15 protein-coding genes and 1 pseudogene are annotated in these 22765 nt (G+C 73.7%); 10 read left to right on the top strand and 6 right to left on the bottom strand.

Annotated features, from left to right (window positions below):
* Window positions 1-9 precede the first annotated feature (9 nt).
* On the bottom strand, window positions 10-1212 hold the full coding sequence (locus ACIHAA_RS09165; RefSeq protein WP_399814756.1) for an epoxide hydrolase family protein: 1203 nt from the start codon (window positions 1210-1212) through the stop codon (window positions 10-12).
* Window positions 1213-1492: 280 nt separating this feature from the next.
* Here ACIHAA_RS09165 and ACIHAA_RS09160 point away from each other — a divergent pair, with 280 nt between their 5' ends.
* The gene (locus ACIHAA_RS09160; protein WP_399814754.1) at window positions 1493-3043 is read left to right on the top strand and encodes a bifunctional phosphatase PAP2/diacylglycerol kinase family protein; all 1551 of its coding nucleotides are present in this window, start codon (window positions 1493-1495) and stop codon (window positions 3041-3043) included.
* A 16-nt stretch (window positions 3044-3059) separates the two neighbouring features.
* Here ACIHAA_RS09160 and ACIHAA_RS09155 read toward each other — a convergent pair whose 3' ends face one another.
* The 4 genes from ACIHAA_RS09155 to ACIHAA_RS09140 form a co-directional block, all read right to left on the bottom strand.
* Window positions 3060-5876, bottom strand: coding sequence for an NHLP bacteriocin export ABC transporter permease/ATPase subunit (locus tag ACIHAA_RS09155; RefSeq protein WP_399814753.1), 2817 nt, complete (start codon window positions 5874-5876; stop codon window positions 3060-3062).
* A 1-nt stretch (window position 5877) separates the two neighbouring features.
* Window positions 5878-8112 (bottom strand): NHLP family bacteriocin export ABC transporter peptidase/permease/ATPase subunit, encoded by a 2235-nt coding sequence (locus ACIHAA_RS09150; RefSeq protein ID WP_399814751.1) that lies wholly within the window; start codon window positions 8110-8112, stop codon window positions 5878-5880.
* Window positions 8109-8915, bottom strand: a complete 807-nt coding sequence (locus ACIHAA_RS09145; protein ID WP_399814749.1) for an HlyD family efflux transporter periplasmic adaptor subunit — start codon at window positions 8913-8915, stop codon at window positions 8109-8111. The genes ACIHAA_RS09150 and ACIHAA_RS09145 overlap by 4 nt, the downstream gene beginning before the upstream one ends.
* Before the next feature lie 94 nt (window positions 8916-9009).
* Window positions 9010-9225: a type A2 lantipeptide gene (locus tag ACIHAA_RS09140; RefSeq protein WP_399814747.1), complete on the bottom strand. Its 216-nt coding sequence runs from the start codon at window positions 9223-9225 to the stop codon at window positions 9010-9012.
* A gap of 657 nt (window positions 9226-9882) precedes the next feature.
* Here ACIHAA_RS09140 and ACIHAA_RS09135 point away from each other — a divergent pair.
* From ACIHAA_RS09135 to ACIHAA_RS09105, 7 genes and pseudogenes are all read left to right on the top strand, one after another.
* Window positions 9883-11337, top strand: coding sequence for an alpha-lytic protease prodomain-containing protein (locus tag ACIHAA_RS09135; protein ID WP_399814746.1), 1455 nt, complete (start codon window positions 9883-9885; stop codon window positions 11335-11337).
* Window positions 11338-11788: 451 nt separating this feature from the next.
* Window positions 11789-14239 (top strand): SpoIIE family protein phosphatase, encoded by a 2451-nt coding sequence (locus tag ACIHAA_RS09130; protein WP_399814744.1) that lies wholly within the window; start codon window positions 11789-11791, stop codon window positions 14237-14239.
* A gap of 45 nt (window positions 14240-14284) precedes the next feature.
* Window positions 14285-14791 carry a metallophosphoesterase family protein gene (locus ACIHAA_RS09125; protein WP_399814743.1) on the top strand — a complete coding sequence of 169 codons (507 nt, stop codon included), beginning with the start codon at window positions 14285-14287 and terminating at the stop codon, window positions 14789-14791.
* 203 nt (window positions 14792-14994) lie between these two features.
* A complete protein-coding gene (locus tag ACIHAA_RS09120; protein ID WP_399814742.1) occupies window positions 14995-15714 on the top strand; it encodes an alpha/beta hydrolase in 720 nt (239 codons plus the stop codon).
* A gap of 213 nt (window positions 15715-15927) precedes the next feature.
* Window positions 15928-16422, top strand: a pseudogene (locus tag ACIHAA_RS09115) (RNA polymerase sigma factor); the annotation flags it as partial.
* A 271-nt stretch (window positions 16423-16693) separates the two neighbouring features.
* Entirely contained in the window at window positions 16694-17716 is a 1023-nt protein-coding gene (locus tag ACIHAA_RS09110) for a CU044_5270 family protein (RefSeq protein WP_399814741.1), read from the top strand.
* 326 nt (window positions 17717-18042) lie between these two features.
* Window positions 18043-18810, top strand: a complete 768-nt coding sequence (locus ACIHAA_RS09105; RefSeq protein ID WP_399814739.1) for a polysaccharide deacetylase family protein — start codon at window positions 18043-18045, stop codon at window positions 18808-18810.
* 45 nt (window positions 18811-18855) lie between these two features.
* Here ACIHAA_RS09105 and ACIHAA_RS09100 read toward each other — a convergent pair whose 3' ends face one another.
* Window positions 18856-20643: an ABC transporter ATP-binding protein gene (locus ACIHAA_RS09100; RefSeq protein ID WP_399815430.1), complete on the bottom strand. Its 1788-nt coding sequence runs from the start codon at window positions 20641-20643 to the stop codon at window positions 18856-18858.
* Window positions 20644-20901: 258 nt separating this feature from the next.
* On the opposite strand from ACIHAA_RS09100, the gene ACIHAA_RS09095 reads away from it, so the two are divergent.
* Together ACIHAA_RS09095 and ACIHAA_RS09090 are read left to right on the top strand one after the other, a co-directional pair.
* Window positions 20902-21990, top strand: coding sequence for an S-(hydroxymethyl)mycothiol dehydrogenase (locus tag ACIHAA_RS09095; protein WP_399814737.1), 1089 nt, complete (start codon window positions 20902-20904; stop codon window positions 21988-21990).
* Window positions 21990-22619 (top strand): MBL fold metallo-hydrolase, encoded by a 630-nt coding sequence (locus ACIHAA_RS09090; RefSeq protein ID WP_399814736.1) that lies wholly within the window; start codon window positions 21990-21992, stop codon window positions 22617-22619. Before ACIHAA_RS09095 ends, ACIHAA_RS09090 begins: the two co-directional genes overlap by 1 nt.
* The last annotated feature ends 146 nt before the right edge of the window (window positions 22620-22765 follow it).

Below are 22765 nucleotides of genomic sequence, written 5' to 3'. Positions count from 1 at the left end.
AGGCCCCGCTCAGCCCTTCTCGCGCAGCCCCCGGAAGAAGGCCCGCACATCGGCCACCAGCAGGTCGGGCTCCTCCATCGCGGCGAAGTGGCCGCCCCGGTCGAGTTCCGTCCAGCGCACGATGTTCTCCGTGCGCTCCGCCCGGTGCCGCAGCGGGACCTGGATCTCGGCGGGGAACACCGCCACCGCGGTCGGGGCCGTCGACGGCTCGGCGGGGGCGGCCGCCCGGCCCGTGGCATGGGCCCGCTCGTAGTAGATCCGGGCGGCCGAACCGGCCGTGCCGGTCAGCCAGTACAGCATCACATTGGTCAGCAGCCGGTCGCGGTCCACGGCCTCCTCCGGCAGCTCCTCGGAGTCCGTCCACTCACGGAACTTCTCGACGATCCAGGCGAGTTGGCCGACGGGGGAGTCGGTGAGGGCGTAGGCGAGGGTCTGGGGGCGGGTCGCGTGCAGCGACGCGTAGGCCGCGCCCTCGCGCTGCCACTCCTCCCAGCGGCGCCAGGACAGCAGGGTGCGCTCTTGCTCCCCGGGACCGAGCGCGGCCAGCTCGTCCTTCGTGGGCTCGGTGAGCTGCTGCGCCCCCGGGAGGAGATTGAGATGGACGCCGATCAGCCGTTCCGGGTGGGCGCGGCCCAGCTCGCGGGAGACGGCCGCCCCCCAGTCGCCGCCCTGGGCGCCGAACCGCTCGTAGCCGAGACGCCGCATCAGCTCCGCCCAGGCGTCGGCGACCCGGCCCGCCTCCCAGCCCCGGTCCCGGGTGGGCCCGGACAGACCGAAACCGGGAATGCTCGGCACCACCACATGGAACGCGTCCGCGGGGTCGCCGCCGTGCGCCGCCGGGTCGGTGAGCGGGCCCACCACGTCGAGGAACTCGACGACGGACCCCGGCCACCCGTGGGTGACGACCAGCGGAGTGGCATCGGGCTCCGGGGAGCGGACATGGGCGAAGTGGACCCGGGCGCCGTCGATCTCCGTGGTGAACTGCGGCCACTCGTTGAGCCGGGCCTCGGCGGCGCGCCAGTCGTAGTCCCGGCGCCAGTACCGTGCCAGTTCGCGCAGATAGTCCGGGGGGACCCCGTACGACCAGCCGGTGTCCGGCAGCGCGTCGGGCCATCGGGTGCGGTCGAGGCGGTCGTGCAGATCGTCGAGGTCGGACTGCGGGACGTCGATGCGGAACGGCTCGATGGACGCGGATTCCGTGGAGGCGGTCATGGGGGCGGATCGTAGTCCCGGCCGCTCCGGGCGCCACGCGAATTCCGCCGCGCCCGGTGAAGCCGCCGCGCCCCGGGAGGCCGCCGCGCCCCGGTGATGCGTTGACGGCGGCCCGGACCACCCGGCCGATGACGGCGATGTCCAAGCTGGACATCGCCGCCCTGGAGCAGCCCTACGCGGGTGAGCAGCCGCCCCTCGGGACGGCCCCCGGTGCGCCGGGGGTACGCCGGTCGGGTGCGTCCCGGATGCCGGCGGCGGCCCGGTCGGGTAGCCGTGGACCATGCGCTTCCTCGGCGACCTCGACCAGCGGCTGTTCACCCGGGTCGCCACCGCCCGGCTGCCGGGCGCCGGGCCCGCCCTCACCCGGCTCAGCCGCTCGGCCGACCACGGACTGCTGTGGCTGGGGGCCGCGACCGGTCTCGCCGTGCTCGGCGGGCGCACCGCCCGGCGGGCGGCCCTGCGCGGAACCGGTTCGCTCGCCCTCGCCTCCGTCACCGTGAACACCGTCGCCAAGTGGACCGCACGGCGCCCCCGCCCGCTCCTGGACCCCGTACCGCCGATCCGCCACCTCGTCCGGCAGCCGCGCACCACCTCCTTCCCCTCCGGCCACTCCGCGTCGGCCGCGGCCTTCGCCACCGGCGTCGCCCTCGAATGCACCCGCTACGGCACGCTGGTCGCCCCGGTGGCCGCCGCGGTCGCGTTCTCCCGGGTCTACGTCGGCGTCCACTACCCGGGGGACGTCCTGGCCGGTGCGGCGATCGGCGTCGGCGCCGCCGTACTGACCTGCCGGTGGTGGCCGCCGCGTCAGGTGAACCCCGAGCGCGAGCGGCCGGCCGCCCCGGCGCCCGCGCTGCCCGGCGGCGAGGGGCTCGTCGTCTTCGTCAACACCGGCGCCGGGACCCCGGCGCCGCCGCTGCTCTCGGGACTGCTGCCGAGGGCGGAACTCGTCCTCTGCGCGGCGGACGACGACTTCGGGGCCCGGCTCGACCACGCGGTCCGCCGCGCCCTCGCCCGGGGCGGTGCGCTCGGCGTCCACGGGGGCGACGGCACCGTCAACGCGGCGGCCCGGGCCGCCGCCCGGCACGGTCTGCCGCTGGCGGTGTTCCCCGGCGGCACCCTCAACCACTTCGCCCTCGACGTGGGCGTCCCGCACCTCGAGGACACGGCCGCCGCGGTCGTCCGCGGGGAGGCGGTCGCCGTCGACCTCGGGGCCGCCGTCCCGCTGACCGGCGCGACGGCGGGCGAGGGCCCGGACGCGGCGCCGGTGGAGTTCCTCAACACCTTCGCCCTCGGGCTCTACCCCGAACTCGTCAGGCTGCGCGAGCGGCTGGAACCACGGCTGGGCAAATGGCCCGCGGCGACCCTGGCGCTGGTCCGGGTGCTGCGCACCGCGGCGCCCACCGAACTGCGCCTCGACGGCCGCCCCCGCAGACTCTGGCTGCTCTTCGCGGGCAACGGCCGCTATGTCCCCGACGGTTTCGCACCCGCCTTCCGGCCGCGGCTCGACGACGGGCTGATCGACCTGCGGCTGGTCGACGGGGACCACCGGCTGGCCCGCATCCGGGTGGTCCTCGCGGCCCTCGTCGGAGCGCTCGGACGCTCCCGGGTCTACGTCGCCGAACGGGTGCCCGGGGTACGGATCGAGGACCTCGGCCCCATGGACACCTGTGCCTATGACGGCGAGGTCGTTCCGGCCCCCGGCGCGCTGCGGCTGGAGAAGCGGCACCGGGCGCTCGTCGTCTACCGGCCCGCGCTGCCCCGGAACGAGATCCTGCAACAGGCCCGGATCGCCGCGGTCATGGCCCGGCGGCGCGGCCGGGGGAGAAGCTGACGGCTGCCCCGGCCGCTCAGGCCAGCTGCCGCCTGACCAGCTCGTGCAGCCGCCCGCTCGGGTCCGCGAGGAGCCGGTCCGGCGGCCCCTGCTGGGCGACCCTGCCGTCCTCCATCACGATGACCCGGTCCGCATCCAGCACCGTGGACAGCCGGTGGGCGATCACGACACGGGTGGCGTTCAGGGCCCGGGTGGACTCGATGACCCGGCGCTGGGTCTCGTTGTCCAGCGCGCTCGTCGCCTCGTCGAAGAAGAGGATGCGCGGACGGCGGATCAGGGCCTGCGCGATCATCAGACGCTGGCGCTGCCCGCCGGACACCGCACCGCTGCCCTGGACGATGGTGTGCAGGCCCATCGGCATCCGCTGGATGTCCTCCGCCAGTCCCGCCATCTCCGCCGCTGCCATCGCCTCCTCGGGCGTATAGGGCTCGGTGCCGCAGATGACGTCCAGGATCGAACCGGTGAACGGCTGCGCATGCTGGAGCACCACCCCGCACTGCCGCCGCACCGCCGACCGGTCCAGCGCCGCGAGGTCCTGCCCGTCGTACAGGACACTGCCCGAGGTGGGCGGGTCGAAGCCGATCAGCAGCCGCAGCAGCGTCGACTTGCCGCAGCCGCTCGGACCCACGATCGCCACGAACTCGCCCGGCTCCACCGCGAAGGACACATCGTCCAGGACCAGGGGACCGTCGTCGGCGTAGCGGAAGGAGAGCCGACGGGCCTCGATCGCCCCGGACAGCACACCCGGCCGGGTGTTCGCCGTACGCACCTCCGGCGAGGCGTCCAGCACCGGCCGGATCTCCTCGAACAGCGGCAGCGCCGCCACCGCGGACACGAACGCGCCGGTGAGCTGGGTGACCGAGGTCAGCAGCATGGTCACCGAGGTGGTGAAGGTGAGGAAGTCGGCGGCCGACAGGGCCCCCTTGGCCGGGCCCGCGAGCAGCATGAACAGCAGCAGGGTGCACAGCGGCAGATACACCGAGCCCAGCACCGTGGTGAGGTTCTTGATCCGGCCCACCTTCTGCTGGAGCTCCCGGCTGCGCGCGAACTCGCCCGCCCAGGCGGCGTAGGCGTAGTTCTCGGCCGCCGCGACCCGCAGCTTGGGCAGGCCGCGCAGGGTCTGGAAGGCCTGGTTGTTCAGCTTGTTGCCGAGTCGCACCAGCCGCCGCTGCCAGCGCACCTGCCACAGCCCGAGCCCCAGGAAGACGGCCGCGATGACCACCAGCATGGCGACGGCGGCCAGCGCCATGGGCACGCTGTACCAGAGCAGCAGACCGAGGTTCATCACGCCGACCGTCACCGACTGGGCGACCACCGGAGCGACTCCGGCGAGCAGCCGCCGGATGGCGCTGATGCCCATCGCGGCGCTCGCCAGCTCGCCGGTGGAGCGGTCCGCGAAGAAGCGGGTCGGCAGTCTCAGCAGCCGGTCCCAGACCGCGGGCTGGAGCGTCGCCTCGATCCGGCCCTCCAGACGCAGGATGGTCAGGTTCTCCAGCAGCATGAACGCCGCCGCCACCACGCCCGTGACCAGCAGGGCCAGACAGACCTGGACGATCGGCCCCGTCTGGGCCCTGGGCACGTACTCGCCGAGCACCTTGCCGGTGGCGATGGGCACCAGCGCCCCGATGGCGACCGTCACCAGGCCGCTGAGCACCAGGCCCAGCAGATCGCCCCGGGTGCCGCGCATGCTGAAGCGCATCAGCCGCAGCGGATCGAGCCGCTGGTCCGGCAGCGGCCGGTAGAACATCACCGCCCGCGGCTCGAACTCCGCCGCGTTCGCCTTCTCGACGGGGGTCTCACGGCCCGAGGTGGGATGGACGGCGACATAGCCGCCGCGGCGCCACAGCAGCGCGACCGGCGCGCCCGACAGCGCCCGGTGGCCCACCAGCGGCCCGATGTCGTCGCGCCACCAGCGCCCGTCCAGCCGTACCGCCCGGGTGCGGACCCGGGAGGCGACGGCGATGCGTTCGACCGGGTCGAGCCGGTCGCTCCCGGTGCCGCTCCCGCCGGGGTCCGCCAGGGCGATGCCTGCCGCGCGCGCCACCAGTCGGCAGGCCGCGTACGTGGCGTCCGCGTCGGCCGCCGTGGTGCGGGGGCCCGAGGGCCTGCCGATCGAGGCGAGCAGGGTGCGGTCGGCCTGGGCGCGGACGGCCTCGCCCGCCTTGATCCCGGCCGCGGTCCGGCTCTCGTGGCTGCGCTCCACCTGCTCGATCCACCGGTCGAGGGTGGCGAGCAGCCGGTACTGCTGGTCGACCATGCCCTGCCAGACCGAGGGGTCCATCAGCAGATCGGCGGCCGCCTCCGCCCCGTGCAGGGAGCCGTACTGGACGCTGCCCGGCGGCACCTGCATCCAGAACACGTCGTCGTCTGTGATCTCCGCCGCCCGTTCGTTCGCCGTCGGCGCCTGGAACAGGATCGACAGGCTCCGGCCCACGCCCAGGGCGAGCGCGTACTCCAGCGGACTCGTCGTCGGCGGTACGTACTGCGGGTTGCCGTAGCTGTCGTAGGACCAGGTCTGGGTGTCGACCTGCTGATACAGCTCGCGCAGCTGGATGCGGCGCACCGCGCAGTCCCGCACCGGGCGGGCCACCAGGGTGTGCTGGGGTCCCGCGACCGGGCCGAGCAGCAGCGAGCCCGCTTCCAGACGGCCGAGATGGTGCCAGTGGCCCTGCGCGGCGGCGTCCACCGCGAACAGGTCCAGCGCTCCCGCCGCGACCAGCCACAGCACCTGGGGGCCCTCCAGGTCGAGCCGCCCCAGACCGGAGCAGTCGACCGGGGAGCCCATGGCGCCCAGGGCACCGAGAACGAGGTCACCCTCGTGAACCGCCGTCATCTCACCGCTCCCTGACCAGCTCGGCATAGGCCCCGCCGGCCGCCACCAGGGCGTCGTGCCGCCCGCGTTCCACGATCGTGCCGTGCTGGAGCACCACGATCTCGTCGCTGTCGCGCACGGTGCTGAGCCGGTGCGCGATCACCACGCAGGCGCAGCCCCGCTTGCGCAGCTGGTCGATCACGGTCTGCTCGGTCTCCGCGTCCAGGGCGCTGGTCACCTCGTCGAGCACCAGGATGCTGGGGTCCCGCACCAGCGCCCGGGCGATCTCCAGGCGCTGGCGCTGCCCGCCGGAGAAGTTCCGGCCGTCCTGCTCGACCCGGCTGTGGATACCGCCCGGACGGCGCATCACCACGTCGTGGAGTGCGGCGTCGCGCAGCGCGGCGACCACCGCCTCGTCCGGGATCGAGGGGTCCCACAGTGCCACGTTGTCGCGGACCGTGCCCTCGAAGAGGAAGACGTCCTGGTCGACGAAGGACACCGAGGCGGCGAGCGCACCGCGCGGTATGTCCTCGAGGCGCCGCCCGTCGATGCGGATCTCGCCCTCCCACGGGGTGTACAGGCCCGAGATCAGCCGGGACACCGTCGACTTGCCGCTGCCCGAACCGCCGACCAGCGCCACCTGCTGGCCCGGGCCGACCGTCAGGCTGAAGCCGTTCAGCAGCGGCTTGTCCAGCGGGCTGTAGCCGAAGGTGATGCCCTCCAGCTCGACATGGCCGTGCAGCCGCCGGGTCGACTCGCCGCGGCCGGAGCGCCCGTAGAGCGGGTCGGCCTGGAAGTTCTCCACGTCCTTCAGGCGTGCCACATCGGCCGCGAAGTCCTGGATACGGCCCGCGACCCCGTTGAGCCGGGTGATCGGCGCGGTGAACCGGGTCACCAGTGCCTGGAACGCGACCAGCAGACCCACCGAGATGTGCCCCTCGACCGCCCGCAGCCCGCCGATCCACAGGATCAGCGCGCTGTTGAGCGTGGCGAGCGTCGGCGCGACCACGCCCAGCCAGGCGCTCGGCACCCCGAGCCGCTGCTGTTCCTCCAGGGTCGTGGCGTGCTGCCCGGCCCACTTGCGGAAGTAGCCGTCCTCGCCGCCGGTCGCCTTCATCGTCTCGATCAACTGAAGGCCGGTGTAGGCGGTGTTGGTGAGCCGGGCGCTGTCCGCGCGCAGTTTGGCGGTACGGGTCGCCCGCAGCCGTACGACCACCCGCATCGCCACCACATTGAGCAGCGCCACCCCGATCCCGACGAAGGTCAGCTGGGGGTCGTAGGTGTACAGCAGCACCGCGTAGAGCACCACGACGACCGCGTCCACGCCCGCCGCCGCCAGGTCGCGGGCCAGGGTCTCGGCGACCGCGTCGTTGGACTGGAGGCGCTGCACCAGGTCGGCCGGGCTGCGCTGGGCGAAGAACGTCACCGGCAGGCGCAGCAGATGGCGCAGGAAGCGGGCGCTGGAGAGGGTGGAGGAGATGATCCGGCCGCGCAGCAGATTCGCCTGCTGCAACCAGGTCAGCACGACGGTGAGCAGGACGCACGCGGCCATCGACGTGAACAGCACACCCAGCAGCGAGGTCTGCCCGCCGATCAGGAACATGTCGATATAGGTCCGGCTGAGCGCGGGCAGCGCGGCGCCCACCGCGACCAGGAGCAGGCTCGCCAGGATCGCGGCGGGCATCGTGCCCGAGGTGCCGCGCAGCCGTGCGGGCATGGCGCCCAGGACACCGGGCCTGCGGCCGCCCCGGCTGAAGCCCTCACCCGGCTCCATCACCAGCACGACCCCGGTGAAACTGGTGTCGAAGTCCTCCATGGGTACGAAACGGCGGCCCTTGCCGGGGTCGTTGACATAGACGCCCCGGCGGCCCAAGCGGCGGCCCATGCCGTCGTACACGACGTAGTGGTTGAACTCCCAGAAGAGGACGGCCGGGGCCCGCACCTCGGCGAGCGCGGCCGTGTCCATCTGCATGCCCTTGGCCGTCAGACCGTAACTGCGCGCCGCCTTCAGCAGGTTGCTGGCGCGGGAGCCGTCGCGGGAGACACCGCAGGCGATGCGCAGCTCCTCCAGCGGGACATGGCGGCCGTAGTGCCCGAGCACCATGGCCAGGGAGGCGGCACCGCACTCCACGGCCTCCATCTGGAGCACGGTGGGGGTGCGGACGGACTTGGTGCGGCCCTTGGGCGCGGTGCGCTTCGGCGGGGCGGCACGGCGTCTGCCCCGCACCGGGGGCGGGGCGTCCGGGGGAGCGGTCACGGCAGCAGCCAATCGACGGGACGCTGATCGGCCAGGCGGATCGAACCGGAGGCCATGGTCATGGAGGTGAGGGGGAACGGGGGACCGTCCGCGGACGACCAGCGGTAGCCGCTGCGGGTGGCGGCGGAGGTGTCGAGCCGCACCAGGACCGCCACCGGGCGGCCCTTCCGGGTGAACTGCTCGCCCAGCTGGCTGTCGCCGAGGTACGCGGAGATCTGCTGCGCCGACGCGGCGGTGCGGTCCACGGACTTCACCCGGCCGCGCAGCACCCCGTACTGCTGGGTCGGCACCGACTGGACGGTGAGGTCCACGGGCGCGTCCGCGGGGATGGCGGCGGCGTTCTCGGCGGGCACGTACACGGTCGCGTAGAGCGGGTCGGAGGGGTGCGCGACCTTCTCCACCGCGGCGACATTGGTGCCGGTCTGGATGATCTGGCCGATGGTGGCGGCGAGCGCGGTGACGCGCCCCGCGGCGACCGTGCGCACCACGGAGTCGCCCTGGCTCGTCCGCACCCTCACCACGGGCGCGTTCGCGGCCAGTTGTTCGCCCTCCTTGGCGAGGACCGCGGTCACCTGTCCGGCGACGGGGCTCTGGAGGAGGTAACTGCCCTCGGCGTGCGTGAGGATGGCGGGCGCGGTGACCGTGGAGGCCACGGTGCCGGTGACGGCCCAGGCGGACGCGGCGGCCATCGCGGCCACCGTCACGGCGAGCACCAGCCAGCCCTGCGGCCGGGCGAAGCGCACCGGGAGGTCCAGCTCTTCGGGCGACTGGAGCTTGGCGAGGGCCTGTTGGCGGAACTGCACGGGACTTTCCCTCACCTGTCCGGAGAGATTTACGGCATCCGAGAGTCCCGGAACCGGGGGACGGTTCCGGGACTCAACGGCACAACAGGTGCGATCAGAGACCGGCGACCAGCTGGGTGACCGGGGCGGTGTGCAGACCGGTGACACCCTCAACGGTGCCGACGGCCGTGCCGACCAGGCCGGAAACCGGGGCAATGCCGTCCACCAGACCGGTGACGGTGCCAACGGCGTTCACCTGGAGACCACCGGAAACGGCGTCCAGCTCGGCGTCGGAGATCTCGGCGGTCGCAACCTGGGGGGTGGAGTTCATGATGGAACTTCCCTTCATATGGGTATTCACAAGGGGGAGAGCGGCCCCCTCTGGGGGACAGATGGTCGGCCGCGTCCGCGGGCGCCGGGAACCCGTTGCCGGGTCCCATGGGGGGAAGCCCCCGCGGTGCAACGGATCAAAGCACGGCGGAGCATGGCGCTTCCAATCAATCAACGCTCTCACCAGGGCAATTGCCGGTCCGGCGGGGTGATCGGTGCAGGTACGGGCACGCGGTGTCGGCCAGTTCTTCACATGCGGGGCTCCAGAGGGGCTCCGCGGGGCCCGTCGGCCCCCGGCGGCCAGGAAGCGGAATAGGACACTCCTGGTCCAATGGCACGGACCCTGTCCGGCGCCTGTGCAGATCCCCCGCGTACGGTGACCCGCTTGCGCAATCGATGTGCAGATTCCCTGAAGCCGGGATTCCGCCCTCCGTGCACAACCGAACGTCACCGTACGGTCGCTCTCCGTCCGAAGTGCGGGACCGGCCGCCCGCCACGGCCTACGTCCGGTGATGTCACGCTTTCGCATACGCCAACTCGGCCAGTTTGCACTGCGGTTGAACACCCCTCCCGGCACTTGCGTATCAACGGGCATCCAGGCGCCCCAGTCAGCTGCCGGACGGCGGCACCGCGCTCCCGTCCCCAGGAGGTCAAAAAGTTGAGTCACAAACGCATACCCAAGCGCAAGGCCGCCATCGCGGCGGGAAGCGTGGCGGCGCTCGGAGCGGCGGCCCTTCTTCTGCCCAACGCCAACGCGTCCCAGACGAACGGGGCCGACGCCACCCCGAAGACGTTCCGGGCGAACGACGCCTCGGGCCTTGCCTCGACGCTCGCCACCCGGCTCGGTGACGCCTTCGCGGGCTCGTACTACAACGCCGACAAGAAGCAGGTCGTCGTCAATGTGGTCGGCGACGACAGCAAGGCCGTCGACGCCGTGAAGATGGCGGGCGCGATCCCGCATCAGGTGCAGAACAGCACCGCCTCGCTCCGCAGCGCCGCCAGAACGCTCCGGGCCAAGGCCGCGGTCCCCGGCACCGCCTGGTCCGTGGACCCCAGGACCAACGAGATCCGGGTCTCCGCCGACAGCACCGTCACCGGCGCCAAGTGGAACAAGGTGCAGTCGACGGTCAAGAGCCTCGGCTCGGGCATGGCGACCCTCAAGAAGTCCGGCGGCACGTTCAAGACGCTGGTCTCCGGCGGAGACGCCATCTTCGCCCAGGCGAACGGCGGCGGTGTCCGCTGCTCCCTCGGCTTCAACGTCACCGCGAGCGACGGCAGCCCGGCCTTCCTGACCGCCGGTCACTGCGGAGTCGCGGCCAAGCAGTGGTCCGACTCCCAGGGCGGCCAGCCGATCGCCACGGTCGACCAGGCCACCTTCCCCGGCAACGACTTCTCGCTCGTCAAGTACGACGACCCCAACACCCAGGCCCCGAGCGAGGTCAACTCGGGCAACGGGCAGACGGTCCAGATCACCCAGGCCGCGGACGCGGTGGTGGGCCAGCAGGTCTTCCGGATGGGCAGCACCACCGGACTGCACGACGGAACCGTCACCGGACTCGACGCCACTGTCAACTTCCAGAGCGAGACCAACCCGGGCGGGGTCGACACCGTCACCGGCCTCATCCAGACCAATGTGTGCGCCGAGGCGGGGGACAGCGGCGGCTCCCTGTTCACCCAGGACGGCAGCGCCGTCGGCCTCACCTCGGGCGGCAGCGGCGACTGCACCTCCGGCGGCGAGACCTTCTTCCAGCCGGTGACCGCGGCCCTCAAGGCAACCGGAGCGACCCTCGGCTCGGGCGGCGCGGGCGGCGCGGGCGACAACCAGGGCGGCGCGGGCGACCAGAGCGCCACCCCGGGCGACCAGAGCGCCACCCCGGGTGACCAGAGCGGCGCGGGCGATCAGAGCGGTGCCGGGGACCAGAGCGGTGCCGGGGACCAGTCGGGCGGCGCGTCCGATCCGTCCGGCGGCGACCAGTCCGGCGCTGGTCAGTCCGGTGCCGGTCAGTCCGGTGCCGATCAGTCCGGGCAGTCTCAGGGCTATGGCCAGTCGCCGGGTGACGGGCAGTCACAGGGCGGCGGCGCGTCCGACGGCTCCTCGCTGTCGAGTCACTGACCGGCCGCTGACCGGCCGCTGACCGGTCGCCGGTCGGTCGCCGGTCGGCCACTGAACGGCCCAGGCGCCGGTGCGTGGGGACGCACCGGAATCGGACCGGCACACCCCCTCTGCCGGTGAGGCGTTGACCTCCTGGGCCGACACATCCCCCCGGACGCGGTCCGGCCCTCCGACGGGAGGGCCGGACCGCTCGCGTTCACCGGGCATCCGCCGGAGCGGGCGACGAGCCCGAGGGTGTTCCCGTCGCCCCGTCACCTCCCCTCACCTCCGCGGGAGTCGCGAGACCCCGTGCGGACGCGAGGGCGGCCCCCCCACGTCGGCCGGACCGGCGGACCCACATCGGCCGGACCGGCGGCGACACGCACGGAGAGTCGCGCCGAAACGCACAGGGAGCTGCGCCGACACGCGCACAGGGGCTGCGCGGGCGTCGCGAAAGCGCTGTAATTGCGGAGTGGGCAGTGAGAGCGCTGCGGGACGCAGAACGAGGACGCAGCGAGCGGAACTTGCGCTCAAGACACTCACCGCCGACCTCGAACCGCGCGAGCGCCTGCGCCGTGTCCTCGAACAGGCCCTCGCCTTCACCGGGGCGACCCTCACCGCCGTCTACGTCCCGCACGAGGACGGCGAGGCGCTGCGCCTCGCCGAGGCGGTCGGCGTACCGAGGGCGTTGTACGGACTGCGTGACGTCTACCCCCTCCCTCCGGGTTCCGCCGCCGCGGACGCCCGGCGTTCCGGACGGCCCCTGTGGCTGGGCCCCGAGGAGCTCGGCCGGTGCGCCGTCGCGGGACGGCTGCCGGACCCGGACTTCTGGCTGGGAGTGCTGCCCCTGCGCGACGGCGGCTGCCTGGCCGCCGTCACCGACCAGCCGGACGGCTTCGACACCGAGGACCGTGAGTGCCTCCACCTGGTCGCCGACGCCCTCGCCGGTCCCGCCCCGGCCGCCGCCACCGCCCCGGTCGCCAACTCCTTCAGCCTCGCCGTCGACAGCGGACGGGTCGAGGTCGACGGTGAGGTGCTCGACCTCTTCGCCATCGACCCGGACGCCTTCGACGGCCGGGTCGAAACCCTGCTCGCCCGGACCGTGCCCGAGGACCTGCCGGGCCTGATGTCCGTCGTCGAACCCGACCGTTTCACCTCCGGCGACCGGGAACTGGAGTTCCGTATCCTTCAGCCCTCCGGGCAGCCCGCCTGGCTGCGGCTGCGCGGGCGGCTGCTGCCCGCGGAGGAGGGGCGGTCCGCCCGGCTCGTCGGTACGGTCGCCGAGGCATCGAAGCTGCGCCCCGCCGTCAGCGATGTCACCCGCATCCAGCGGCTGGCCGCCGCCCTCGCCACCGCGGGCACCGTCCGCGACGTCAGCGGAGCGGTGGTCGCCGCCCTGCGCACCTCCCTGCGGGCGGACCGGGTCGCCCTGGCCGGGCTGGAGTCCGACCGCCTCGTGGTCACCGTCCTCGACCCGCCCGAACCCGAGGCCTGGCCCGAGCTGTGGCGTGCCGAATGGCGCACCGAGTGGCCCGACGCCCCGGTACGCGCCATGCCGACCCTCGACGCCGGGCTGCGCGAGGGCCGTGCGGCGATCTGGCCCGCCGGTGCCGAACTGGAGCCCGCACTCGCCGAGGTCGGGCCCGGCGGCCTGGTCGTACTGCCGCTGCCCGCGGGCGGACGCACCGCCGGGGTCTGCCTCATCGGCTGGGACAGCCCGCACGAGGTCACCCCCGACGAACGCGCCCTGCTCACCGCCGTCGCGGGCCTCGCAGGACAGGCCCTGGTCCGCGCCCACGCCTTCGACGCCGAACACGAACTCATCGGCATGCTGCAACGCGCGCTCCTCCCGCGCCGCCTGCCCCGGCTGCCCGGAGCCGCCGCGGTGGCCCGCTATCTGCCCACCACCGCGGGCCTGGAACTCGGCGGCGACTGGTACGACGTCATCCCGCTGGCCGACCACCACGCCGCCTTCGTCATCGGCGACGTCCAGGGCCACAACGCGGGCGCCGCCGCCCTGATGGGCCAGATGCGCACCGCCCTGCGCGCCTACGCGGCCGAGGGCCACCCCCCTGACGTGGTGGTCTCGCACGCCAACCGGCTCCTGGTGGAGATGGAGTCCGACCTCTTCGCCACCTGCTGCTATGTCGACGTGGACCTGGAGGAGGGCACCGCCTGGTGCGTACGGGCCGGGCACATCCCGCCGGTGCTGCGCCACCCCGACGGCAGAACGGAGATCGTGGAGGCCGAGGGCGGGCCGCCGCTCGGCGTCGCCGACCAGGCCGACTTTCCGATGACCCCGCTGCGGCTGCACCCGGGCACGGTCCTCGCCCTCACCACCGACGGGCTGGTGGAGACCGCCCGGACCACTCTCGACGACGGCCTCGCCCGGCTGGCCCGGGAACTGTCCGCCGCCGACCCCGGACACCTCGGGCCGGTCGCGGACCTCCTGCTCGCCGAGGCCAACCGCAGCGACGACGTCGCCCTCCTGCTCCTCCGCTACGACGGCATGGGCGTACGCCCGCTGCGCGAGACCTGGACGGTGTGGCGCGTACCGGAGGCGGTCCGGCACGCCCGCCGCTTCACCCGGCGCTCGCTGCGCACCTGGGGCGTGGCACAGGAGGACCTCGACACCGTGCTGCTCGTCGTCTCCGAACTGGTCACCAACGCCCTGGTGCACACCGACGGACGGGTCCGCCTTGACCTCACCCTCCTCGGCCGCAGGCTGCGGGTCGCGGTCGCCGACGCCTCACCGCGGACACCGGTCAAGCCGACCAGCATCGGCTGGGAAGCCACGGGCGGCCGCGGCATCCTGCTCGTCGGGGCCATGGCGGCGGCCTGGGGCACACTCCCGGTCAGCGGCGGCAAACAGGTGTGGGCGGAAGTGCTGTTGGAGCAGGAACCCGGACGCGCCCACGGCTGAGGCCGAGGGCCCCGGATCCGGACGGTGTCATGGCACCCTGGCGGGGTGCGACTGCTGCTCATGGCCGACACCCATGTCCCCCGGCGCGCCCGGGAGCTGCCCCCGCTGCTCCTCGCCGAACTGCCGCGTGCCGATGTGGTGGTCCACGCCGGTGACTGGGTGGACACCGCCACCCTCGATCTGCTGGAGAGCCGGTCCGTGCGGCTGGTCGGCGTCCACGGCAACAACGACGGTCCCGCGCTGCGGGCCCGGCTGCCGGAGGTGGCCCGCGCCGACCTGGACGGCCTGCGCCTCGGCGTGGTCCATGAGACCGGCGCCGCCCAGGGGCGGGAACGCCGTTGTGCAGCGCGCTTCCCCGACCTGGACGTACTGGTCTTCGGACACAGCCACATCCCCTGGGACACCACCGCCGACAGCGGGCTGCGGCTGCTCAACCCCGGTTCCCCGACCGACCGCCGCCGCCAGCCCGACTGCACCTACATGACCGCGACGGTGACCGGGGGCAGGCTCATGGACGTACGGCTGCACCGCCTGCCCCCGCGGACCGCCTGAGCACCCGGCAGCACCCCGGCGGCTCCGGGGAAACTCGTTGGCGGATCAGGGCGGCCCCTGCTACGTTTCCCGAGACCGTGCGAGAGAACGAGGAGGTGGTACCCGTGAACGCAGTTTCGACATGGGTGCTCCCCTCCGGGGTCACGGTCGAGCGATAGGTCGTCCGGGAGCGCCGTCTGTGAGCACTCCCGAAAGGCACGACCATGCACATCATCTCCGAGCAGCGCCTCGACGACGGCGTCCGCGTACGCGAATTCACCCTCGGCGAGATCCCCGGAACCCTGTGGACGCCTGAAGCCGCACCGGCCCCGCTGATCCTGATGGCCCCCAACAACGGCCTGCCCAAGGGGGAACCCCGGCTGGTGGCCCGGGCCCGGCACTATGCGGCGTGCGGGTACGCGGTGGCCGCCATCGACGCCCCCGGGTGCGGTGACCGCCCCCGTTCCGCCGGCGACGAGCAGGCCCGCGCCGACCTCCGCCGGGCGATGCGGGCCGGTGAGCCGGTCGACGAGATCTTCGAGTCCTTCATCGGCCCGTTGGTCCACCAGGCGGTCCCGGAATGGCGGACCACCCTGGACGCCCTCCTTGAACTGCCCGAGATCGGCGGCCCGGTCGGGTACTCGGGGTGGACGGCCGTCGGCATCGGCCTCGCGGCGGCCGAGCCGCGCATCGCCGCCGCCGGTTTCTTCGCCGGGGGGTATGTGCCCCGAGCCCAGCGCGAGGAGGCCCGGCAGGTCACCGTTCCGCTGCTGTTCCTGCTCCAGTGGGACGACGAAGGAAACCCCCGGCAGCGTGCCCTGGACCTGTTCGACGCCTTCGGCAGCAAGGAGAAGACGCTGCACGCCAACCTGGGCGGCCACACCGGCACTCCATGGTTCGAGGTGGAGGACGGGGGCCGGTTCTTCGGCCGGCACCTGACGTGAGTCCGGGCCGCCGGGCCGACAGCGAACGCCGGGCGTCCGGCCGGGACTGTCGGCCCGGCGGCTTTGTGCCGCGCCGGGTACAGCCGCGCCGCGTACAGCCGCGATCCGCGTACCGCCGGGTGCTGCCGCGATCCGCGTACGAGCCCGGGAGAACGCGACGAGCGTCACACCGACGGGCGTGACCGACCCGAACCTGCCGGACACCAAAGGGACATGAGCGACGACGAGATCTTCGCCGGGGCCTATCGCGCGCACTACTGGGCGGTCAGCCGCTATGTCGCGCGGCGGCTCGACGGCGGCGGCGGTGACGTGGAGGAGGTGGTGGCCGAGGTGTTCACCGTGGCCTGGCGGCGCCGGGCCGACCTGCCCGCCTCCCCGCTGCCCTGGCTCTACGGTGTGGCGCGCAACTGCCTGGCCAACACCGTACGCGGCCACGGCCGGCGCCGCCGTCTCCTCGACCGGCTCGGCAACGACGAGACGGCGCGGGGGCGGCAGTTGGTGGCGAGCCCCGACGAGGACACCCCCGGCGGCTGGGTGCACGAGGCACTGGCCCGGCTGTCCCCGGCGGACCGGGAGGTGCTCCGGCTGACCGCCTGGGAGCAACTCGGCATCGACGAGGTGGCCGTGGCCCTCGGCTGCGGCAGCCGGGCGGCGGCGATGCGTCTGCACCGTGCGCGCCGCCGCCTGAGAACGGAGATCGACCGGATGGGGATCCCCCGGCAGCCCGGCGGTCCCCCCGACACCGGCACGCCCCCTGGTACGGACCCCGCCTCCGCCGGTCCGGCCCCCGACGGTCCCTCCGGTACGCGCGGTGCCGCCGACGGTCCCACCGCATCCAGGGCGCACACCGCCGCCGTAGCGCCCCCGTCCGCCCCGGTGAGCGCATCCCCCGGCGTCCTGGCGCCCCCGCCCCGCGACATCCCGAACGCACCGGCCCGCGCCCTGGCGTCCCGGTGTGCCACCCCGAAGGAGCACGACCATGGCTGACGGACACCGCACCCGAGCGGAGCCCGGCGCGCCCGGTGAACTCGCCCTGCTGCGCCGCGCCAACCCCGTGCCCGCCGCGGACCCGCGCTACCAGGACGGCCCCCTCGGCCACGAGGCCGAGCGGCGGCTGCACCGGCTGCTGCACAGCGCCACCCCCGCGCCCTGCCGACGCCCGGTGCGGCGCTGGGCCTGGTCCCTCGCCGCGGCCACCGCCGTCGCCGCGGTGACCGCCACCCTGCTGGTGTCCGGCCCGGCCTCCGCCCCCGCCGTGGCCGCGCCCCGCCCTCTGACCGTGCGGGCCGGTTCCGCCCCCGTCCCCCTGGCGGAACTCGCCGCACGGGCGGCCTCGGCGGGGGACGCGCTGCCATTGCGTCAGGGCACCCATGTGCAGACCTGGAGCCTGGGCCTGAGCAGCGGCCCCGGGTCACGTCCGCCGATCACGCTCCCCGAGGAGCGGGTGGTCCGCTGGAAGGCCGACGGCAGCCACACCGAACTCGTCGTGGCCACCGACCCCCGGCACCCCGGCAGGCCCGTCATCACCGACGCCGACGGCACCCCGCGCACGGTCGAGGACGGCCATGTGCTCAGTCGGCAGACGTACTGGCCCAGTTGGAGCGACGCCCCGCCCCAGGCACGGCCCCCGCACACGGCCGGGGCCCTGCGCGCCTATCTGGAGGCCATCGACACCACCGACACCATGAACACCCCCCGGCTCGTCGAGGCGGTCTCCCAGTTGCTCGACAACTGGACGCCGGGCTCGCGGGAGGGCGCCGCCCTGGCACGGGTCCTCGCCGACGCGAGGGGACTGCGACCGGTCGGCGCGGTGACCGACCGACTCGGCCGACCGGGGCAGGCGTACGTCTACGACGACGCCGCCTCCGCCGACCGGGGGATGCTGATCCTGGACCCCGCGAACGGCGCGGTGCTGGGCCTGGAGACCACCGCCACCAGGTCCGACCCCGCCTTCGGCCTGAAGGCCGGTGAGGTGCTGTCGTACAGCGCCTGGATGCGGTGACGCCCTCCGGGTCCGTCCGAGTCGTGCCCCTCCGCCGACCCGGAAGGCGGCCCGCCGCCCAGAAGCACGGGTCCGGCCCCTCGGACTGCCATCCTGGACCCGGCACCGGACGGACCGCCCCGGGCTCGGACGGCCTCGCACCGGACCCCGCTGTCGAGACGGCCGGGCTCGGACGGCCTCGCACCGGACCCCCGATGCCGAGACGGCCGGGCCCGGGACGGCCCCGCACCGGACCACCACTCCGACCGGACGGCCACCCTTGGTGACCATCCCTGATGACCACCCCTGGTGGCCACCCCACGGCCACGACCGGAGGGACACGACCCATGACCACCGCACGCCTGCTGCGCACAGTCGCCCGTGCCGGGCTGCCCGCCCTCGCCGCCGTCCAGGTCGTCCCCGTGGTCTCCGCCCTCGGACCGCTGCGCAGACGTGTCCTGCCGCAGCTGTCCGGCCGCGGCAGGCCCGGCCATGTCGCCCTCACCTTCGACGACGGCCCCGACCCCGCGTCCACCCCGCAGTTCCTCCGGCTGCTCGCCGACCGCGGGGTGCACGCCACCTTCTTCCTGCTCGGCAGCCAGGCACACCGCTCTCCCGGGCTGGTCCGCGAGATCGCCGCGGCGGGCCACGAGATCGGCGTCCACGGCTGGCTGCACCGGCATCTGCTGCTGCGCGGCCCCCGCGCCACCCACCGGGACCTGGCCCGCGCCCGCGACACCGTCGCCGCCCTCACCGGGCGGCAGCCGCGCCTCTTCCGGCCCCCCTACGGCCTCATGTCCGGCTCCGCCCATCTGGCCGCCCGCCGCCTCGCCCTCACCCCGGTGCTGTGGACCTGCTGGGGCGAGGACTGGACCGCACGGGCCACACCGGACTCCGTCCACCGCACGGTCACGGCCGACCTCGACGGCGGCGGGACCATCCTGCTGCACGACTCCGACTGCACCTCGGCACCGGGCGCCTGGCGCTCCGCACTGGGCGCACTGCCGCGGATCCTCGACACCTGTGAACAACGGGGCTACGCCGTCGGGCGGTTGGCCGACCACGGCTGGCCCCGCCCGTCCGCTCCCGCACCACATGACGCGGTCGGTGCCTGACACGGCCGACGACAGGCCGACCCGCCCCGGACACTTCCCGCACCCTCACTCGACCGCCGCCAGGAACTGGGTCGCCGCCAGCTCGGCGTACAGCGAGTCCCCGGTCACCAGTTCGCGATGGGTCCCGACCGCGCACACCCGGCCCGCGTCCATGACGACGATCCGGTCGGCCGCCGTCACCGTGGACAGCCGGTGCGCGACCACCAGTACGGTCGTCGACCGCGCCACCTCCGCGACCGTGTCCCGCAGTGCCGCCTCATTGACCGCGTCGAGCTGCGAGGTCGCCTCGTCCAGCAGCAGCAGACGCGGACGGCGCAGCAACGCCCGGGCGATCGCCAGCCGTTGGCGCTCCCCGCCGGACAGCCTGGTCCCACGGTGCCCGACCAGGGTGTCGAGCCCCTGGGGGAGCCGCGCCACCAGACCGTCCAGCCGGGTCGTCCTCACCACCCGCGCCATCTCGGCCTCGTCCGCCTCTGGACTGCCGAGCAGCAGATTGTCCCGCAGCGACCCCGACAGCACCGGCGCGTCCTGCTCCACATAGCCGATCGAGGAGCGCAGCTCGGACAGCTCCCACTCGGCCACGTCCCGGCCGTCCACCGCGACGGTGCCCGACTCCGGGTCGTAGAACCGCTCGATCAGCGAGAACACCGTCGTCTTGCCCGCCCCCGAGGGGCCGACGAAGGCGGTCATCCCCTGCGGCGGCACCGTGAAGGTCACACCGTGGTGCACATACGGCAGGTCGTCGGCGTACCGGAAGCGCACCTCCTTGAAGGCCACCGAGGCCGGCCGCGCACCGGGCGACGGCAAGGGCGCGGACCGCAGGGGCGGTTCGGCGGGCAGTCGCAGCGCCTCCTGGATCCGGGCGACCGCCGCGGAGCCCGTCTGATACTGCGTGACCGCCCCCACCACCTGCTGGATCGGCGACATCAGATAGAAGACGTAGAGGAGGAACGCGACCAGGGTGCCCACATCGATGGACCCGGTCGCCACCCGCGCGCCGCCCACCGCCAGTACGGTGATGAACGCGAGCTGCATGGCCAGTCCCGCCGTGTTGCCCGCGGCCGCCGTCCACCGGGCGGCCCGCACACTCTGCCGCCAGGACTCCTCCGCCGCCGCGTGGACGGCCTCCTCCTCCCGGCGCTCCGCACCCGACGCCTTGACCGTGCGCAGCGCGCCGAGCGTCCGCTCCAGCACCGCGCCCATCGCGCCGACCGCATCCTGGGCCTGTCGGCTCGCCCGGTTGATCCGCGGCACGATGACCCCGAGCACGGCGCCCGCGCACAGGATCACGGCGAAGGTGACGCCCAGCAGCACCACGTCCACCAGGCCCATCATCACCACCGTCGCGACCAGCGTCAGCCCCCCGGTGCCGAGGCCGACCAGCGAGTCCGTGGTGACCTCCCGCAACAGCGTGGTGTCGGAGGTCACCCGGGCCATCAGATCGCCGGGCTCGGTGCGGTCGACGGCCGAGATCCGCAGCCGCAGCAGATACGACGACAGGGCGCGCCGCGCGCCGAGCACCACCGACTCGGCGGTCCGCCGCAGCACATATGAACCCAGGCCGCCCAGCGCCGCGTTGGCGAGCACCAGCCCCGACATCCCGAGCAGGGCCCAGGTGACGGGCCGGTGGTGCGCCAGATCCCCGATCAGCCCCCGGGCCACGAGCGGCAGCAGCAGTCCCGTGGCCCCGGTGACCAGCGACAGCAGCGCACCCGCGGCGAGGGCCCACCGGTGCGGCCGTACATAACCGAGGAGCAGCCGCCAGGCGGGCGGCGCGGTGTCCGGTCCCGGTGCCGCACCGTCCGCGGCCCGTCTGTCGTCCCTGTCGGTGATGGTCACAGCGCCCCCCGGGGAGTGTCACGGCGTTCCGCGCGCCGTACGGGCGTTCAGCCTACGGCCGGGACGGCGGGCGGCGGTCACCCGTCCGGCCCCCGCGGACGGCGCGCGGCCGCCGCACCGCAGCGATCACCCGTTCCGTCGCGCGGAACACGTGCGCACAGGGTGCCCGGCGCGCAAGGATCATGGAGGCGGGCCGTCGCGGCCCGCTCCGGGCGCATGGCGCCCGTACCATCGACGGAAGGCAGCAGCACCATGGCGCAGGAAGTACGCGGCGTGATCGCCCCGGGCAAGGACGAGCCCGTACGGGTCGAGACGATCGTCGTCCCGGATCCGGGCCCCGGTGAGGCCGTGGTCCGCATCCAGGCGTGCGGCGTCTGCCACACCGATCTGCACTACAAACAGGGCGGTATCACCGACGACTTCCCCTTCCTGCTCGGCCACGAGGCGGCCGGAGTGGTCGAGTCGGTCGGTGAGGGCGTCACGGACGTCGCCCCCGGCGACTTCGTCGTCCTCAACTGGCGCGCGGTGTGCGGTACCTGCCGCGCCTGCCGCCGCGGCCGCCCCTGGTACTGCTTCGACACGCACAACGCCCGGCAGCGGATGATCCTCGCCGCCACCGGCCAGGAACTCTCCCCGGCCCTCGGCATCGGCGCCTTCGCGGAGAAGACACTCGTCGCCTCCGGACAGTGCACCAAGGTCGACCCGTCCGTCTCCCCGGCCGTGGCGGGCCTGCTGGGCTGCGGTGTGATGGCCGGCATCGGCGCCGCCCTCAACACCGGGAACGTCGGCCGCGGCGACACCGTCGCGGTCATCGGCTGCGGCGGCGTCGGCGGTGCGGCCGTCGCCGGTTCCTCTCTCGCGGGCGCGGCCAGGATCATCGCGGTGGACGTCGACGACCGCAAACTGACCCTCGCCGAGGGCCTCGGCGCGACCCACACCGTCAACTCCCGTACGACCGACCCCGTCGCGGCGATCCGCGAGCTGACCGGCGGCTTCGGCGCCGATGTCGTCATCGACGCGGTCGGCCGCCCGGAGACGTACGAGCAGGCCTTCTACGCCCGCGACCTGGCCGGGACCGTCGTCCTCGTCGGGGTTCCCACCCCCGGGATGAAGCTGGAACTGCCGCTCCTGGACGTCTTCGGCCGCGGCGGCGCGCTCAAGTCGTCCTGGTACGGCGACTGCCTGCCCTCCCGCGACTTCCCGATGCTGATCGACCTGCATCTTCAGGGGCGCCTCCCGCTCGACACCTTTGTGACCGAGACCATCGCCCTCGACGAGATCGAGAAGGCATTCGAGCGGATGCACAGCGGCGATGTGCTGCGTTCGGTGGTGGTGCTGTGATGAGCACCCGTATCGACCGGCTGGTCACCTCCGGCACCTTCTCCCTCGACGGCGGCACATGGGAGGTCGACAACAACGTCTGGATCGTGGGCGACGACCACGAGGCGGTCGTCATCGACGCCGCCCACGACGCCGACGCGATCGCCGAGGCCGTCGGCGACCGGCGGCTGCGCGCCATCCTGTGCACGCACGCCCACAACGACCATGTGGACGCGGCCCCCGCCCTGGCCGACCGGACCGGAGCACCGATCTGGCTCCACCCCGACGACCTGCCGCTGTGGACCATGACCCACCCGGACCGGCAGCCGGACCGCTGGCTGGAGGACGGCCAGGTGATCGAGACGGCCGGTACCGATCTGACCGTGCTGCACACCCCGGGACACGCCCCCGGCGCGGTCTGCCTCTACGCCCCGGGGCTCACCACGGTCTTCACCGGCGACACCCTCTTCCAGGGCGGTCCCGGAGCGACCGGACGCTCCTTCTCCCACTTCCCGACGATCCTCGCCTCCGTCCGCGACCGGCTGCTGACCCTCCCGCCCGACACGGTGGTCCGCACCGGACACGGCGATACGACGACCATCGGCGCGGAGGCGCCCCATCTCGACGAGTGGATCGCACGCGGGCACTGACCCGGCGTCGGCCCGGCGCGGACGAGGGAGACCGCCGTGGGGCGGACCCGGCCGGACACCGGAACCGGGTCCGCCGCCCCCGCACGTCACGTCCCTTAGGGTCGGGCAGGAATCACGTCGTCGGGGCCGTGGCGCCGCGCACCGGC

This window comes from Streptomyces sp. NPDC052040, from assembly GCF_044548405.1.
Taxonomy (GTDB): Bacteria; Actinomycetota; Actinomycetes; order Streptomycetales; family Streptomycetaceae; genus Streptomyces.
Note: the sequence above shows the minus strand (reverse complement) of the source record. Positions and strands in the feature narration are given on the sequence as shown.